Raw genomic sequence first — 14,569 nt, forward strand, 5'->3', positions numbered from 1 at the left:
GTATGGAATCCTATATACAGGACTGGTTAAACCTGATTTTTCGATGGTTGCACGTCACGGCAGGCATAGCCTGGATCGGCGCATCCTTTTATTTCAACTGGCTGGAAGGTCGGCTTGAAAAGGCCCCTCAGGCCAAGCAGAAAAAAGGCATAAAAGGCGAATTGTGGGCTGTCCACGGCGGCGGTTTCTATGAAGTGAACAAATACCATCTGGCTCCGGAAAAAATGCCGGAGACTCTGCACTGGTTCAAATGGGAAGCCTATATCACCTGGCTGAGTGGTTTCGGCTTGCTGGCCATCATCTACTACTGGGGCGCTGAAAGTTATTTACTGACTCCCGACTCTCCGTTATCGGCAGCTTCTGCCATTGCAGTGAGTGCCTTTAGCCTGCTGGTTAGCTGGTTGGTTTATGACTTCCTGTGCAAAACGCCTTTATTCAAGAATGAGAAACTCTTCAGTGCAGTACTGTTTGGCTTGATCGTCTTTGCGGCCTGGGGTTATGCCCAGTTATTTAGTGATCGTGCAGCCTACATCCATGTGGGAGCGGTAATTGGTACTCTGATGGTGGGGAATGTTTTCCAGATTATTATTCCTTCCCAGCGGAAACTGGTGGAAGCCGCTGAAAACGGTGACAGCAGTTTTGACCCGGCCATTGCCCAGCACGCATTGCAGCGCTCACGTCACAATAACTATTTTACACTTCCGCTGTTGTTTATAATGATCAGTGGTCACTACCCAATGACTTATGGTCATGAGTGGAACTGGGCCATTCTGGCAGCCCTGTCACTGGCATCGATTCTGATCCGGCATTTCTTCAACCGTCGAAATCAAGGCGCCATTCTGACCTGGCTATGGCCAGTTGCTGCCGTTGTCATGTTGAGCCTGGCTTTTGTGATACGCCCCCAGATCAACACCTTGCCCCCAGTTGCAGAAGCGGAGCAGCCTGTTTTTGATCAGGGAGAAATTGTTGAAATCGTCACCAGCCGTTGCTCAACCTGTCATGCAGCCCAACCTACAGACCCTCTGTTTCAGGCCGCACCAGGCGGGCTTATATTCGATGATTACGACTCAATCGTGAGTAAAGCTGACAAAATCTACAGTCAGGCAGTTCAGACTCAGATCATGCCTCTGGCCAACCGGACAGAAATGACTGAAGAAGAGCGCCAGCTGCTGGGTCAGTGGTATCAGCACCTGCAGTCAGGCGAGGATGACAAACTCAAGGTCACCATGAAGTAATAGCCAGGAGTGGGCTCTGAAGATGACAGAACCCACTTCTCTAAGTCTTTACTTCATAACTCTTTATGAGCCTCATGATTAGAGGGTGTATGGTATTTGCCCTTAAAAGGGATATGGTACAAATCACATCGAAGCGTTTGAGTGGCTTTGCTTTCATCTACCGCCTGATAAACATCCAGAATCATATGAGCATGAGCTACCCGCAAAGCCTGGATATTTTTATCCGTACAGTCGCACACTGCCACTTCTTCAAGTTGAAGATTGCAATCCGGCCTGGAGTTTTTCTGGAGACCATTAGCCCTGAGAAAACTGAACATTTCCATTTCGCCATCACCAGGGTAATTGACTAGCAGACGGGTCACACCCGGCTGTTGAAAAACAGCATTTGATTCAAACTTATAATGCCTTCCTGGCTTGGCTGACAGAGTGACATTCCTGGGCTCCCCCTTAGAGTCATACAAACCCATGAGATTGATGCCGGCTTCGTTTTCACCCAGAACAACCTTGGAGATCAGTTCATAGCGGATGGATATTTCGGGTACAAAAAAGCCGCAAAGCCCACGATTTTTGCATGTCCCATCTTTCTGCTTTTCCCACTCAGGGCCATAGGTTTGCACCAGTAAAGGCAACTCCGTTTCAGGGATTTTGGCGTCACTGAAAGTCAGTTCAACTTCTATCTCTGAATCGTCCTTGTCGGCATAGACACAACCGTATCTGAATGACTCTTCTGCTTTGTAATAGGCCCTCAGAAACGTGAGATTCTGATCTGGTTTTGGGTCAGTAACATCATCTCGCGGCCCCATATCCTCCACCAAAGACTCAGCGGTATACCTGAGCGTTTTGAAGAACTCAGGTACACCTGCTGGTAGTTGATGCATATCTCCAGCCCAGAGTCTCTTATGATTTGTCTGCTCCAGGCTGATTTTTTCCCCGGGAGGACAATAAAACACATGGCCATGGACCAGTGCGACAGGAGATAAAATCAAGACAGAAAGCGTTCTCACCAGTTTCTTAATGCTGATTTTCATCACTGCTCCAGAGAATAGGTAAAAGCAGATTTAGCGTGGCACAGATTTCTTTTTTTTCATCCATGGATGGCTTCCGTTGTATAAAATACTGTCCAGCCCCATTTGTTTTTTCGTGAATGTCTGGAGAGCCTGATGAAGAAGTGGCAGTGCACTGTTTGTGGCTTTGTTTATGACGAAGAGCAGGGCTGGCCTGATGAAGGCATTGAACCTGGCACCCCCTGGAGTGACGTTCCAGATACCTGGGTCTGTCCCGACTGTGGCGCCGCTAAACAAGATTTTGAAATGATCGAGATGGAATAGCTTTTGATAAGGCATCGACAATCTCACTAACTATGCTCAACTGTCATCAGAAAGAGACCGAGTGGACAAAATGTCACTCCCGTTACCCCTTTTTATGCAAGCTTGTTAAAATCCCTGCCGCACCCAGAAGAATCAGAAAGTCATGACGGTGTATGGAGGTCAATCATGAAAAAATGGCAATGTGTTGTCTGCGGTCTTATTTACGATGAAGCTGAAGGTTGGCCAGATGATGGCATTGATCCGGGTACTCGTTGGGATGACGTGCCTGATGACTGGCTTTGCCCTGACTGCGGTGTCACAAAAGAAGACTTTGAAATGGTCGAAATAGGCTGATTTTATCGAAATAGCCTGATTCCCGCTTATTTCGGGAGAAAGGCTATTGCCCTAGCCTCTACAGTGTTTTAGTCTGTTGATGGTTGCTTGCCCAACGGAAGATAAAAAAAACAAGAAGGAGTGCATGACATCATGCGTAAACCAGAACTCGTCAACGCTATTGCCGATCAGGCAGATCTGACAAAAGACCAGGCTAATCAGGCTCTTAATGCCCTGATTGAAACCATCACCTCCGCTCTGAAAGAAGAAGACACTGTCAGTCTTGTAGGATTTGGTACTTTCCTGCAGCGCAGCAGAGCCGCACGCACAGGAAAAAATCCCCAAACCGGAGAACCTATCCAGATTGCTGCCAGCAACACGGTAGCGTTTAAACCAGGCAAAGCCTTGAAAGACGCCGTAAACGGCTGATAAAGACAGCGCCAAGAATTCCCTGAGGTTGCTCTGTTATCAGACCAACCTCTTTTTTATTCCCTATTTATCCCTTTTCCCGGTCAAGCCCAGCCAGATTCTTTCCGAATAACGACCCAGCAGCCAGAAACTGATCGCCAGCAAGGCATAGAAAAGCGCCTTGTGCATTTCATCCCAGCCGTATTCAAAAAACCGCGTGTACAGATTGATCAGCAGGAAACAGACCCCTGCCACTCTCAATACTGAGTCGTCACGACGGAAACCCAAAAATAAAGCCAGGCAGGAAGCTATGACCATCATCAGCCGCCAGAACCAAAGCTCAGCTTGGGAAGTCTCATAGGATTCCAGCTGATAATCGTAGTTACCCACCATCGATAAGACCCAGAGACAGACGAAAAGCATCATCAGGGAAATGAATTGGGTTGACTCAAAAAAGGTCTTGGTTCGTTCCGTAAATATCAGCCCATAACCCAATAATAAGGTCGCCAGACTGTAGAACAGGAACCGAAGCGGGTAACTCATTCCCAGAAACATCTGGTCTTCTCCTCCCGCCCAATAGGCAGTCTCGGCAAAAAACCAGCAAGCCAATACCAGAAGACCCAGAACCCAAAGCAACAGCGACCCCATAATCACTGCCACGATGAAATAAACAACGGCTGCCAGTAATAACAGCAGAGCATAGTGACCACTGCCGGTATCAACAGCCTGACCCAAGTAATAGATAGAAGCTGCCGTTGCTGCTGCTCCCAGGAAAAAAATCAGCTCCTGACTGAAAACGCCATGAGCCTGACGGGACTTAAACCACCCACCTGCGCAGTAAATACCGATCGCAAGCCCTGCCAGTACAAGACTTCGAGTCCCATCCTGTAAGGTAAAGAGATGCTCCAGCCATTCCAGCAAGGCTTCATCCATAACAATGGCCAGAAGAGACAACAGCAAGGAGGAGAGTGCGGCCCAAAACGCATACTGAGCGACCATTCGCCACTGGAAAGAGTGAACTTCCAGAGATTCCAGCAAATCCGCTTTTTTTCCTTCCTCCAAAAGACCATCCCGGGACCAGCTTTCCAGACTGTCTTTGAGAAAGCGGTATTGTTTTCCATTCACTTTCATAATGTTTCCCTGAGATGGCCTTTGGCACTAATGCTTGTCTTTTGGTGCATCTGTTTGGGTAGCCTTTATCACTATGAGCTTGCAGGAAAAGCCCGTTAAGCTGCCATTATTGTTAAATTGTTCTAACACATTGATCAGGGCAAATGAGTCTTTCCTGATATTTTTTTGTAAGTCGACGTCCGTACAACCGCATACCTTAAACCCTTCCTTATCTAAACAGGGCTCAAACTGCTCAACATCGCCCGAAGAAGGATCATAAAGTCTCTTAATAATATCGTACGTGTCTTCCATGCTCTCTGTCTCGCCTCTCAAAAGTCCAGTGCGATCCGTACTGCCAAGAAAATCTTCCCCAGGATAAACGTACTCTTCTTTTCCCTGGGCTATAAAGTCTTTCTCTCCTGCGCTCCCAGTGAGTGGGCCCAGCACTAATCTTCCGGGATCGAAATCCCACCCGGAAACCATTGGCTCACTGGGTTTACTTTGTCTTCGAATCAGCAACTGAGGAATTCTGAATTCACACTTCTCGTAGTACGTTTTACAATCAAACTTATGTTGTTTTTCTGTTGTTACCCCATCCCAATGCCCGTCAGCAGCATAAACCGGTAGTGCAAGTGTCCCGTTCATTAACATGACTCTTTCTGGCTCCAGAAGCACTTCAAAACTTTTCTCTCCAGAAAGATCAGCTGCCTGATAATGACAAGAGAGATAATAGACCCCCTGCTCCTTATCAATACTGGCTTGCTTGAAAATAAATGAAACCTTAGATTCAGGCTCCATAGAAGGGGATATCGAACGCATTATTTCCCAGGAATCAGGCATCCCCCGGGTCAGGGGAGCCTCCCAGTGATTATTTTCTGGATTGAAAACAATATCTGCCGGAGAGGGACAATGACTGGTATTTTTTAAAGGAGATGAAGCAACCTCTTTAGAAGAAGCTTCTTCTGGTAGTGTCCCACTACTGAATGAGAAAGACGTGAACAGAGCACTTGTCAAAAAGAACGCAAGACCAAGCCTGAACTGCATAACAAAACCATGAGTTATTAAATCAGCCCAGAAAGCGTGGCAAACATCCGTCATTATGCAAGAAAGACTGGGTAAGCCTTTCTTTTTCAAGCCCTTACAGCGTACTTTCCGACCCCCTATTTTTCGGCCAGGGTGTTGACACTTTCGGCTTATATCCCTAATATTCGCCGCACTTGCTGAGCAGCACATTGCTTAGGCAGGGCCCAGGTGGCGGAATTGGTAGACGCGCTAGCTTCAGGTGCTAGTGTCCGAAAGGGCGTGGAAGTTCGAGTCTTCTCCTGGGCACCAATCATTTAAAGAATGGTTGGGCCGGACGTAAAGTCCATACAATTTAGTGATATGCCCAGGTGGCGGAATTGGTAGACGCGCTAGCTTCAGGTGCTAGTGTCCGAAAGGGCGTGGAAGTTCGAGTCTTCTCCTGGGCACCATATCACAGACTTTAAAAAGCTGATCATTGATCGGCTTTTTTAGTATTCGCCATTCAAAAAACATCCTCCCCCCTTCTCTTCAAGTAACACTCTGCTGCTATTGCGCACACACTTCTCTTAGATTAAAACCATTGTTATCCACAGAAATAAATAAACCTGACAGATTACCTTTTCCGGATTCATCAATGGAACTTAATACCTATCTGGCTTTTTTAGCGGCCACCATCATTATCAGCGTCACACCCGGAGCCGGAGCTGTGAATACCATGGCCACCGCCATTCGTTCAGGCCTGGTCAGAACCCTGCCCTCCATAATGGGGCTTCAGGTAGCCTTGATTATCTTTTTAATCATTGTTGCAGCAGGTCTGGGCGCCATTCTGGCGGCCTCTGAAACTCTGTTTACCCTGATCAAATGGCTTGGCGCTGTTTACCTGATCTTTCTAGGCGTTATGAAATGGCGTGAAGCCCCCCAGGAATTGTCCTCAGACAATCAGACCGCTATTAGCAAAAGAAAATCTTTCGCCAGTGCCATTCTGGTTAACCTGACCAACCCTAAAGCCATTGTTTTTCAGGCAGCGTTTTTGCCGCAGTTTGTCGATCCTTCTCAAACACTCTGGTCTCAATACCTGATTATGGGAATGACGATGGTGATCGTCGACAGCCTGGTGATGGTAGGTTATGCCAGCTTTGCCCTTAAGCTAATGCCCATTCTGAAAAAGTACGGAAGGCTGCAAAATCGGCTGTTTGGCTCCATGTTTGTAGCCTGCGGCGGGCTTTTGGCTGTCAGCCAGCGGTAAGCTTCCCAATGGCACTATGGTCAATGTCTCACAAACCAAAAGGAAAACCTCCGATTTCGGAAAATACCTAACAATGGATAATAGGAATCGTCAGCTGGGGACAGGAAGTCCAAAAGGTCAGGAAGACCAAGGCTGACAGGGAAAAGGATTTAAGGCAGGAAGCCTTAGGATAGTCAGGATGACCATCCGAATCGCAGGAAGCGAACCGGGCAGGATGCCCAGAGTCAGGAAGACTTGAACACCGCAGGAAGCGGGCAAAGCAGGAAGCTTTGAAGTCAGGACGACAGGTTGCAGGACGCGAAAAAAGGCAGGATGCCCAAAGGACGAAAGGACTGACTGCAGGATGCAGTTTGGCAGGAAGCCGAAAGGTCAGGATGACCCGATATTCATGCAGGATGCAAACCAGGCAGGACGCCTGAAGTGGTCAGGAAAGACCAAGCAAAACAGGAAGTTACTCAGAGCAGGGAGCTCTGAACCAAGATCAGGAAAAGGATTCACAAGGATCGTACAAAAAGCAGACCTCAAGGTCTGTTTTTTGTGTCCAGGGATGTTGACAAAGAACGCGCTCAACCATATTATGCACCTCGTTCCTTGCCGGTATAGCTCAGTTGGTAGAGCAACTGACTTGTAATCAGTGGGTCCCGAGTTCGACTCTTGGTGCCGGCACCATATACAGCAAAGCCCGTAGCGTTAGTAAACACTACGGGCTTTTTGCTATCTGGGATTTACTATAGGTAACGCTATAGGTTTCTTTCCTGCTACCCCTCTTTTAGCATTACCTAGTCGTACACCCAACTTCCTATTTTTTATAACTCGATCAACATCATTTCGTTGCAAGAACTTCAAAGTATTTTGACACCTCCTCATATAGCTTTGAGATGCTATCTACCACCCTCTCTATATCTGAGTGACAGGCTTTAATTGCCTGAGCACTTTTGTCCTGACTATCACATGCCGTATTATTATGACTTTCTACATAGCCTTTAAGCTGTGGCTCTAACCGATGCCAGCGAACTACGAAGTCATTAAAAGGTTCAATCAGCGTTTGCCTTCCGCCAAGCAATAGAGCTCGTTTCATAGATAATTCAAAATTGGACACAGCTTCTGGTAATGTTCTATCTTTCATTCGCTGTTCTAGATTCGAGAAATCCACTGGATTAGCTCGCTCGGTAATTTTTCGTAATGGCATCGTTGCCTGAATCGTAGTCAACCCACAGTAAACAGCATGATAATAAGATTCTACTTTCAGATCATGAGCTTTCTGTTTACGCCAATCTTTATATGTTGCCTTGGCAAACAAAACTGCTGTTACTGTACCTATCCCGCCTAAAAATGATCCTATAGAGCCAAATAACACAACATACTCTGTACGGCCCCACCCAGAACCGAATAAGAATCCTACAACAAACAGTATCCCAGAAAGAAAAAAAGCCCACGGGTATGAGTCTGAAATCTGATCGAACCAGCGCATTACTACTCAATATATAAAGTTAAAGTGAGCAGATATTAATTTAATTTTAACAAGTAGGGGAAGCTATATTTTTGGCAGATGTATTAACTCTCCACCGACACTTCTTTCAACATAATCAAGGCAGTTTGAACAGGTCTATTGCTGTTGCAATTAGCAATCCAACAGAGGCTCCTATGTACCAAGGGTCAAGCATAAAAACACCTACCAGCATCAACCCCAGCTCAACAAATGGAAATGGATACATCCCAGATAAAAGATTCATAAAACATGTAAAGGCCGCAATGCCTACACCAACCCAAAATAATATAGGGATTTCGAAATAAAAGCCTAAACCACCCAGAAATGGGCCAAGGAAATTCATAATCCATACCGGATTCATAACGAGCTCTGTAATTATTTATCTCAAAGCTCTATCGGCTTTAAGACAGAATTACTAACTGCGTATGTACCACCCCCATATATCCGAGCACTCAACTCAGGGAAGTTATGTCCAGCCCCCCGGCACCATCCCCCCTATCACTTTTCAATCAGCCTGTTTATCAACCTGGACACCTGACCACTTTGCCAGCTGGCTCCTCGTGCTGTTGGTATTCCAGCCTGATTCAGGGCATCAGCAATATATCGAGTAGACTTCTTCTGCCTGACCATTGGCAAAACCAGCCGCTTCAACTCTTCTGCTCGTTGCTGAGCCTGCTGTTTGGCCGCCTTATTCCTTTCTCCTGTCTTGTCCCTCAACCCTCCCAGTTTCACTCCTCTGGCTTGAGCTTCCTTCAATGCAGCCTTTGTTCTTGCTGATATAAAGTCTCTTTCCTGTTCAGCCAAGGCTGCATAGATATGAAGCTGGAACTTATCGGCATTGGGCATACAGGCCACTTTGAGTTTTAACCTCTTGTCTTCCAGTAATGAGGCTATAAACGACACTTTCCGACTGAGTCTATCCAACTTGGCAACCAATAGAGTGGCTCCCGTTTGCCGAGAAAGGGACATTGCTTGTTGAAGGGCAGGGCGATCTGAATTGGAGCCACTCTCTATTTCAATGAAAGTATCCAGAACCTCATACTGAGAAGGCTCATAGTTTTGAAGGTACAGATTGATATCTCGATCTTGAGCGTCAAGGCCAAGACCTGAATCGCCCTGCTTTCGAGTGGAGACACGCGTATAGGTAATGTACTGCTTAATCACTACTTAACTCTTTGATTTTTATTGGATTGATAGAGTTATAGAACAGTCGCCACAAAAAACAAGGGAGATTGTGCCTGTAGCAGACACACTTAATCGTCTTCCGAAAACTCCTCTCCAAACTGCTGGATAAAGAGTATCTCATTTTTAGAGCCTTCTTCGGGCTTGCGGTAGTCACCATCCATTTTGTTGAGCTCAGCGATAGCAGAAGTTGAAGCTCTGGGGTTCCTCATTGCAGGCTGTCCATCCGATCCAATGACAACCTGCTGATTAAACTGGGCAATACGCCATAGCAACTCACGTTTATTTTCTGCGGTAGCACCAGACAGCTCCTTAAACTCCCCAATCTTCTCCACAATAGCTTTCGAAACCTCATCATTATTCATCAGTAATCTATGCCCTTGGTTGTATGCAGACCGCTTACTGTAGCCTGCTTTGATAGCCGCGTCTGTTGCATTTCCACTCATCAAATATTCAGAAACAAAGCTCTCTTGCTTCTTGTTCATAACGGCCTCCTTCTATGCAGACTCCACAAAAGGGTATTCGGGGTCACTCAGTATGAGATCTCGAAGTTCTGGAAAATTCTGATATTCACCACGACTGATATCGAGTAGATCTTCAGTGGTAAAATACTTTATGAGTAAATAACCTGAAGAAACCTCAAGACCCTTACAAATAAACCGTAAAGCTTCGACAACGGCTTCAACATTGAAGTCACGATTAACCATCAGTTTCATTAACTCAGGCTTATATTGCTTCACAAGGTACGCCACAGGTTCAATGACAGCCTTCCGCCCTTTCAGCTTCAGGAAACCGCCATCATCTATCCTGACCTGAACTCCCTGCAATCTGAGATAGGTTAAAAGCTCAACGGGCTTCATACAGCAAGCTCCACCTGAACATCGTCCATTCTATTTGCCGGTATTTCTTGTGCACCATGTGCACTACGTGCATCTGATGAAGCTACGCCAGAAGGATCTAGTGCACGTTGTGCACTTAGTGTATGTTGAGCTCCACTTTTATAATTGATGACTACATTTCTTCCTCGACTGGTCTTTCCTGTAAAAGAAATTCCAATCCCTTTAAGTTTCAGTGCTTCTTGCTCTCTCCGTAGAACATTCCCCAGACCCCTGGGAGTTTTAGGCCAATTGCAATAGTCAGTCCGGTAATTTGCCAGCTGCTTTAACAGGTTGCTCACAACCCCGTTGAAGACTTGTCCTGAGCCTCTAGCCTGACACATTTCCAGTAAAGCAATCGCGACAGGACTTCCTTCAAGACTGGATGAAATCAACTGACTCCGGTTTGCTTCATAGATGTGGACAAATTCCCCCTCTTGGCCCAGTGAAGAACAAACAGCTTCTCCGAGTAGGGCAAAATCAGCCATGCGGGGCAAGCTCTTAAGCTTGATTAAGGGCAGCTGCATCATTGCGCCAGACAGCAACTTGAGCAGAGCTCCAAAAAGTTTTGCCCGTGCTCTTTGAAATGCCTGCTCAAGCTCTGTCTTTGTTTTTCTGTTGCCTGGAGTCATTGTGGGCAGCTCTACGCTGATACAGCGGTCAATTAAGTCCAGACGGGTTGCAACAGGTGTAATCCCATTAATAACTTGTGGTCGGCAAGCACTTAAAACAGTTTCGCTGGCATTTGAGTAAGCGGTTCTCTTCACATACGCTGAACCAGTACAAATCTGACAAAGTAAATCCTGCTTGGTTTCAGAAAGATGACTGACATTTTCATACGGGATAATCCAATTAAATTGCGCACTGATAAACAGATCTTCATCCTTTCTCGGGAAGTGACGCAACGACGCAGTACTTGGATCAACCAGACTTCTCAGAACCTCTGTTGTATGGCTTTTCCCACATCCATGACCACCCAGAAGCTCTAACACTGGCTTTTGAGTATTTTGTCGGAGGCACTCAAGCAACCAAACCAGAACAAGAAGCCGATCACCTTCAGCCACATTAACGAATTGCCATAACTCATCAATATCTCCACCCTGCTCAGGCAGTGGCAATGCCTGCATAGTGTCAGAGCGGACAAATTTTACCGGGCTATTATCCAGCACCTGCCACCCTGTCGCCGAAACCTCAACCACCTGCCAGTCGTCATTAACCAGGTCTATATAGTAATTGTCATTTATAGCCGCCACTCGAATGAAGACTTCATGCTGACATCCTTCGTAGGTAGCAAACGCATGGAGACTATGACAAACCTCTTTAACCTGATCCTGCCTGACTGGCTTCTTGTAGTTCAGAAAAAACCAATAACCAATCACTTGGTGAAAGTATTTGCTATCAATCGCCCAGGTTTCCTGAATGCCGCTACTGCTGCAGAACGTGGCATACGCCTTTCCTTCAGGATCAATAAACAGGGAACACTTTGCTCTAACCAGCTCCAGCAATCGGTCAATAATACTTGGCTTGCTATCCCCGGAATCCGACTGCATATGATCAGACAGAGGCTTCAAAGAATCTCTACTCATTCAGACAACCTCCGTTTACAATCAGGTCGTTAAAGTCTGTTCCTTCAACACCCTCCGGAAAGTTTGGCCAGATCACACTCCCCTTAACTTCCTTTGCTGCTTCCCGTGCCTTTAGCAAGCCAGTGTTCACTCGTGAGGTACGGTCGTTATCTGCGGCAAAAACCAGTTTCACATCAGGGTATTTTTTCTTTATTTCTCTGGCTGCTTTTTTCAAATTACCCGCGTTGAAGGCAATAACCATCGTCGTACCAGTGAACTGATGCAGCGTTGCTGCTGTGCTGTACCCTTCCGAAAAGTAGAGTGCTTCACCCACTTGACCGAGAAGATGAAAACAGCCTTCAATCCTGCCACCCTTTGCAAAATACTTCTGACCGTTCGGAGTGATGTATTGCAAGCTCCATAGCTTCCCATTTATATCCCTGAGGGGAATCAGCAAGGTGTCACCTAACTGCCTGATTCCAAAGGGGCGCACCAGTTTTTTCAGAAGGTAAGGATGCGTTTGTAGAGCGGGGCTAGCTTGCTCCCATTCACGAGCCACCTTTTCAGCCACCAGCTCATGCTGCTTTCTTTTTTCTATCTGAGCCTTTTCTTGGGCCTCTGCCACCTGCCTTTGTCTAAGTTTTCGTTGTTCTGCTGAAAGCCTGGACAGGCTTTGATCACATACAACGATTTTATGACCCGTTTTCCACGACCCACAAACCAGAACCGATCGGTCATAACAAACGTACCAACCGTTAAGAGAACCACGACTGTCACCTTCAATCCGATAGCGATGAATCTCACCATCATCCAATATCTGGACTGGCTTAGCAGGAGACAAGCCTGCTTTAACCATTTCTTGCAAATACTGTGAATTTAAGCTCATGAATTATCGCTCCCTTCACTCATTGGCCTGCAATATGGGTAAACAACCTCCATAACTTTTGCCACCCAATTAATACAGTCACCCGGTACCCGTAAGAGCAGTGCAGCCTTAACTTCTCTGTCGATAATATTCCCTGGGCAAAACAGCTCTTTGCATTCCAGAGTCTTCACTACAGTACATTTCAAAGCATCAAAAACCTCTTTAGATTTTGTTTCCAGAATGCTCATACCTTTTCCCTCTCATCAATCCGTTGTTGAGCCCAAATCATGATCTCAGACCATACCCAGCGAATGCCCCCACCAGGCAACGTTACCGGAGGTGGCAGGGTATTCTCGGCAAGCAACCGATAAAGAGTGGAGCGGCTGATTCCTAATGCATCTTCTACTACCTGACGACGAACCAATTTAATATCTCTCTGCATTGGTTCAGGAAACATTGCCTCTTGCTTCTCGTTGTCATTCTCTTTTTCAAGATCAGATGAATATATATTCACAAGCCAAAAATCCTTTTTTGTTTATTGGATACTCATGGGAATTTATCAACTCCCAAACACAGGCTAATAGTGAGTCAGCATTTAAGAAAAAAATACTCTCTACCTTTGTCTAGAACTTTTCCATACTCTGTAAATACATATATAAAACAGATAGTTATAAATAAAATTATCCATATTAAATTAACGATAAAGGATAGATAAAAAATCCAAAAAACCTGCCTGATAAAACGGGAAAAAAATTGCAATCATTCCTCAGTCATGTTCAATGAAAGGTATCAAGGGGCAATAAAGATAATTTTGAGGAAAAGTGTCAGGCGACCATGGTGCATGGCCAACCTATCTCATTTGAATCCAGAAATTGGGAAAGCACTAACGTCTAATCATATTTTTTACAATAGTATTTTTTCATTTCTTTTTCATTAAGAGCCAGCTTCCAAAGATTGGTAAAAGTTACTCGGTACTTGCTTTTAGTTTTTTTCCCAGCCGAAGCTTTCAAGTTTTTAAAGTCGAATTTACTGGCTGAAAAAACGCTTTCAATTACTTCCCACTTTTTTATATCTTTTCTTTTATCAACATCAAGTGATGTTATAAATACTGAAAAGGAAGTTTTAAGGTCAACCCACTCTACAGGCTTTCCTCCGTACCAAGCTTCCCTGAACTTCGTTAAAGTTAGTTTTCGATCGATGTATCTTCCTTTCAAAAGAGCCTCATATAAAAACTCGATAGTATGCTTATTCCAGCCAGGGACAGCCATAGGCCATTTTTTCAAAAGCTCTTTATCTGTTTCCTGACCTTCTATGTGGTACAGAACTTTATCATTTAAAGCCCGGTATCGATTGCACTTGCGAAGATAGCGTTTGCCAAACTGGTTAACGCTTTGTACCTCATCCCTGGCAATTCTCACCAGGTTATACTTAAACTCCGCTTGCTTATGAGTTGATGAGTTTTTATCTAAATTTCTGGTACGCTCGGCTAACTCATATAAGCGATCACACAGTGAAACCAGCTCAGCGACGGATTTTTCTAAGTTTTGGTCGTAATATGCCTGCTCACTATCAGTCAGGTTATCCAAAAAGATACTGTCATCATAGGCACTATCAAACTCTTCACACACCAGCTGCTCTGTACACATAAACTCCTGAAAACGAGTCTTTTCATAAATAATCATGGGAAGATTGTCATCATCAAGAAGCTTCTGAAACTTCGAGTTCAAACTGTCTTTGTGCGCCGTTGCGGCCTCTTTCCTCAGCCTTTCTAGCTCTTCGCTGGTTATAACATCCTCATCATATAGCTCATCGACCATGTTATCTGCCACTGTTCACTCCTTGAACTATTTATTATCAAACAATCCAAAAGAATACCGCCAAAACAATCCCGGCTGAACCAGATTTGATCCCACCAAGAATACTTTTTGGGA

General features: G+C 45.5%; 17 protein-coding genes and 3 tRNA genes. 8 read left to right on the forward strand and 12 right to left on the reverse strand.

Annotated elements, in window-relative coordinates; genetic code table 11:
* The first annotated feature begins 2 nt into the window (after positions 1-2).
* A complete protein-coding gene (locus tag WG89_RS08555) occupies positions 3-1,235 on the forward strand; it encodes a urate hydroxylase PuuD (RefSeq protein WP_062264243.1) in 1,233 nt (410 codons plus the stop codon).
* A 53-nt stretch (positions 1,236-1,288) separates the two neighbouring features.
* Here the strand turns inward: WG89_RS08555 and WG89_RS08560 are convergent, their stop codons facing one another.
* Positions 1,289-2,263, reverse strand: coding sequence for a hypothetical protein (locus WG89_RS08560; RefSeq protein ID WP_062264246.1), 975 nt, complete (start codon positions 2,261-2,263; stop codon positions 1,289-1,291).
* Between the two features lie 132 nt (positions 2,264-2,395).
* Between WG89_RS08560 and WG89_RS08565 the strand changes: the two genes are divergently transcribed.
* From WG89_RS08565 to WG89_RS08575, 3 genes are all read left to right on the forward strand, one after another.
* On the forward strand, positions 2,396-2,563 hold the full coding sequence (locus tag WG89_RS08565; protein WP_062264249.1) for a rubredoxin: 168 nt from the start codon (positions 2,396-2,398) through the stop codon (positions 2,561-2,563).
* A 165-nt stretch (positions 2,564-2,728) separates the two neighbouring features.
* Positions 2,729-2,896, forward strand: coding sequence for a rubredoxin (locus WG89_RS08570; protein ID WP_062264252.1), 168 nt, complete (start codon positions 2,729-2,731; stop codon positions 2,894-2,896).
* Positions 2,897-3,028: 132 nt separating this feature from the next.
* The gene (locus WG89_RS08575) at positions 3,029-3,304 is read left to right on the forward strand and encodes an HU family DNA-binding protein (protein WP_062264255.1); all 276 of its coding nucleotides are present in this window, start codon (positions 3,029-3,031) and stop codon (positions 3,302-3,304) included.
* Between the two features lie 63 nt (positions 3,305-3,367).
* Here the strand turns inward: WG89_RS08575 and WG89_RS08580 are convergent, their stop codons facing one another.
* Together WG89_RS08580 and WG89_RS08585 are read right to left on the reverse strand one after the other, a co-directional pair.
* Positions 3,368-4,414 carry a hypothetical protein gene (locus WG89_RS08580; RefSeq protein ID WP_062264257.1) on the reverse strand — a complete coding sequence of 349 codons (1,047 nt, stop codon included), beginning with the start codon at positions 4,412-4,414 and terminating at the stop codon, positions 3,368-3,370.
* A 27-nt stretch (positions 4,415-4,441) separates the two neighbouring features.
* Positions 4,442-5,437 carry a DUF3757 domain-containing protein gene (locus tag WG89_RS08585; protein ID WP_172806752.1) on the reverse strand — a complete coding sequence of 332 codons (996 nt, stop codon included), beginning with the start codon at positions 5,435-5,437 and terminating at the stop codon, positions 4,442-4,444.
* A gap of 201 nt (positions 5,438-5,638) precedes the next feature.
* Between WG89_RS08585 and WG89_RS08590 the strand changes: the two genes are divergently transcribed.
* From WG89_RS08590 to WG89_RS08605, 4 genes are all read left to right on the forward strand, one after another.
* Positions 5,639-5,725 (forward strand) — tRNA-Leu (locus tag WG89_RS08590).
* A 53-nt stretch (positions 5,726-5,778) separates the two neighbouring features.
* Positions 5,779-5,865, forward strand: a tRNA-Leu gene (locus WG89_RS08595).
* Positions 5,866-6,050: 185 nt separating this feature from the next.
* Complete coding sequence (rhtB, locus tag WG89_RS08600; protein WP_062264263.1) at positions 6,051-6,662, forward strand: homoserine/homoserine lactone efflux protein; 612 nt, start codon at positions 6,051-6,053, stop codon at positions 6,660-6,662.
* Positions 6,663-7,255: 593 nt separating this feature from the next.
* Positions 7,256-7,331: transfer RNA gene (locus WG89_RS08605), tRNA-Thr, on the forward strand.
* 154 nt (positions 7,332-7,485) lie between these two features.
* Here the strand turns inward: WG89_RS08605 and WG89_RS08610 are convergent.
* The 9 genes from WG89_RS08610 to WG89_RS08655 all read right to left on the reverse strand — a co-directional run bounded on the left by WG89_RS08610 (position 7,486) and on the right by WG89_RS08655 (position 14,467).
* On the reverse strand, positions 7,486-8,133 hold the full coding sequence (locus tag WG89_RS08610; RefSeq protein ID WP_062264265.1) for a hypothetical protein: 648 nt from the start codon (positions 8,131-8,133) through the stop codon (positions 7,486-7,488).
* Between the two features lie 115 nt (positions 8,134-8,248).
* Positions 8,249-8,512, reverse strand: a complete 264-nt coding sequence (locus WG89_RS08615) for a hypothetical protein (protein WP_062264267.1) — start codon at positions 8,510-8,512, stop codon at positions 8,249-8,251.
* Positions 8,513-8,649: 137 nt separating this feature from the next.
* The gene (locus WG89_RS08620; protein ID WP_216638453.1) at positions 8,650-9,315 is read right to left on the reverse strand and encodes a recombinase family protein; all 666 of its coding nucleotides are present in this window, start codon (positions 9,313-9,315) and stop codon (positions 8,650-8,652) included.
* 89 nt (positions 9,316-9,404) lie between these two features.
* Positions 9,405-9,818: a terminase small subunit gene (locus WG89_RS08625; RefSeq protein WP_062264269.1), complete on the reverse strand. Its 414-nt coding sequence runs from the start codon at positions 9,816-9,818 to the stop codon at positions 9,405-9,407.
* Positions 9,819-9,830: 12 nt separating this feature from the next.
* Positions 9,831-10,193, reverse strand: coding sequence for a hypothetical protein (locus WG89_RS08630; protein WP_062264272.1), 363 nt, complete (start codon positions 10,191-10,193; stop codon positions 9,831-9,833).
* The gene (locus WG89_RS08635) at positions 10,190-11,794 is read right to left on the reverse strand and encodes a hypothetical protein (protein ID WP_062264275.1); all 1,605 of its coding nucleotides are present in this window, start codon (positions 11,792-11,794) and stop codon (positions 10,190-10,192) included. The genes WG89_RS08630 and WG89_RS08635 overlap by 4 nt, the downstream gene beginning before the upstream one ends.
* On the reverse strand, positions 11,787-12,659 hold the full coding sequence (locus tag WG89_RS08640; RefSeq protein WP_062264278.1) for a toprim domain-containing protein: 873 nt from the start codon (positions 12,657-12,659) through the stop codon (positions 11,787-11,789). Before WG89_RS08640 ends, WG89_RS08635 begins: the two co-directional genes overlap by 8 nt.
* Before the next feature lie 223 nt (positions 12,660-12,882).
* The gene (locus tag WG89_RS08650; RefSeq protein WP_062264289.1) at positions 12,883-13,152 is read right to left on the reverse strand and encodes a helix-turn-helix transcriptional regulator; all 270 of its coding nucleotides are present in this window, start codon (positions 13,150-13,152) and stop codon (positions 12,883-12,885) included.
* A gap of 376 nt (positions 13,153-13,528) precedes the next feature.
* Positions 13,529-14,467 (reverse strand): hypothetical protein, encoded by a 939-nt coding sequence (locus WG89_RS08655; RefSeq protein WP_062264292.1) that lies wholly within the window; start codon positions 14,465-14,467, stop codon positions 13,529-13,531.
* Between the last annotated feature and the right edge of the window lie 102 nt (positions 14,468-14,569).

This window comes from Endozoicomonas arenosclerae (assembly GCF_001562015.1).
GTDB lineage: Bacteria > Pseudomonadota > Gammaproteobacteria > Pseudomonadales > Endozoicomonadaceae > Endozoicomonas_A > Endozoicomonas_A arenosclerae.

What these genes read in the sequence shown, in the direction of transcription:
- WG89_RS08640 (WP_062264278.1), bottom strand. Translation starts at nt 12,659, where the DNA reads ATGAGCTTAAATTCACAGTATTTGCAAGAAATGGTTAAAGCAGGCTTG.
- WG89_RS08610 (WP_062264265.1), bottom strand. Translation starts at nt 8,133, where the DNA reads ATGCGCTGGTTCGATCAGATTTCAGACTCATACCCGTGGGCTTTTTTT.
- WG89_RS08580 (WP_062264257.1), bottom strand. Translation starts at nt 4,414, where the DNA reads ATGAAAGTGAATGGAAAACAATACCGCTTTCTCAAAGACAGTCTGGAA.
- WG89_RS08635 (WP_062264275.1), bottom strand. Translation starts at nt 11,794, where the DNA reads ATGAGTAGAGATTCTTTGAAGCCTCTGTCTGATCATATGCAGTCGGAT.
- WG89_RS08565 (WP_062264249.1), top strand. Translation starts at nt 2,396, where the DNA reads ATGAAGAAGTGGCAGTGCACTGTTTGTGGCTTTGTTTATGACGAAGAG.
- WG89_RS08630 (WP_062264272.1), bottom strand. Translation starts at nt 10,193, where the DNA reads ATGAAGCCCGTTGAGCTTTTAACCTATCTCAGATTGCAGGGAGTTCAG.
- WG89_RS08560 (WP_062264246.1), bottom strand. Translation starts at nt 2,263, where the DNA reads ATGAAAATCAGCATTAAGAAACTGGTGAGAACGCTTTCTGTCTTGATT.
- WG89_RS08575 (WP_062264255.1), top strand. Translation starts at nt 3,029, where the DNA reads ATGCGTAAACCAGAACTCGTCAACGCTATTGCCGATCAGGCAGATCTG.
- WG89_RS08555 (WP_062264243.1), top strand. Translation starts at nt 3, where the DNA reads ATGGAATCCTATATACAGGACTGGTTAAACCTGATTTTTCGATGGTTG.
- WG89_RS08625 (WP_062264269.1), bottom strand. Translation starts at nt 9,818, where the DNA reads ATGAACAAGAAGCAAGAGAGCTTTGTTTCTGAATATTTGATGAGTGGA.
- WG89_RS08570 (WP_062264252.1), top strand. Translation starts at nt 2,729, where the DNA reads ATGAAAAAATGGCAATGTGTTGTCTGCGGTCTTATTTACGATGAAGCT.
- rhtB (WP_062264263.1), top strand. Translation starts at nt 6,051, where the DNA reads ATGGAACTTAATACCTATCTGGCTTTTTTAGCGGCCACCATCATTATC.
- WG89_RS08585 (WP_172806752.1), bottom strand. Translation starts at nt 5,437, where the DNA reads ATGCAGTTCAGGCTTGGTCTTGCGTTCTTTTTGACAAGTGCTCTGTTC.
- WG89_RS08615 (WP_062264267.1), bottom strand. Translation starts at nt 8,512, where the DNA reads ATGAATCCGGTATGGATTATGAATTTCCTTGGCCCATTTCTGGGTGGT.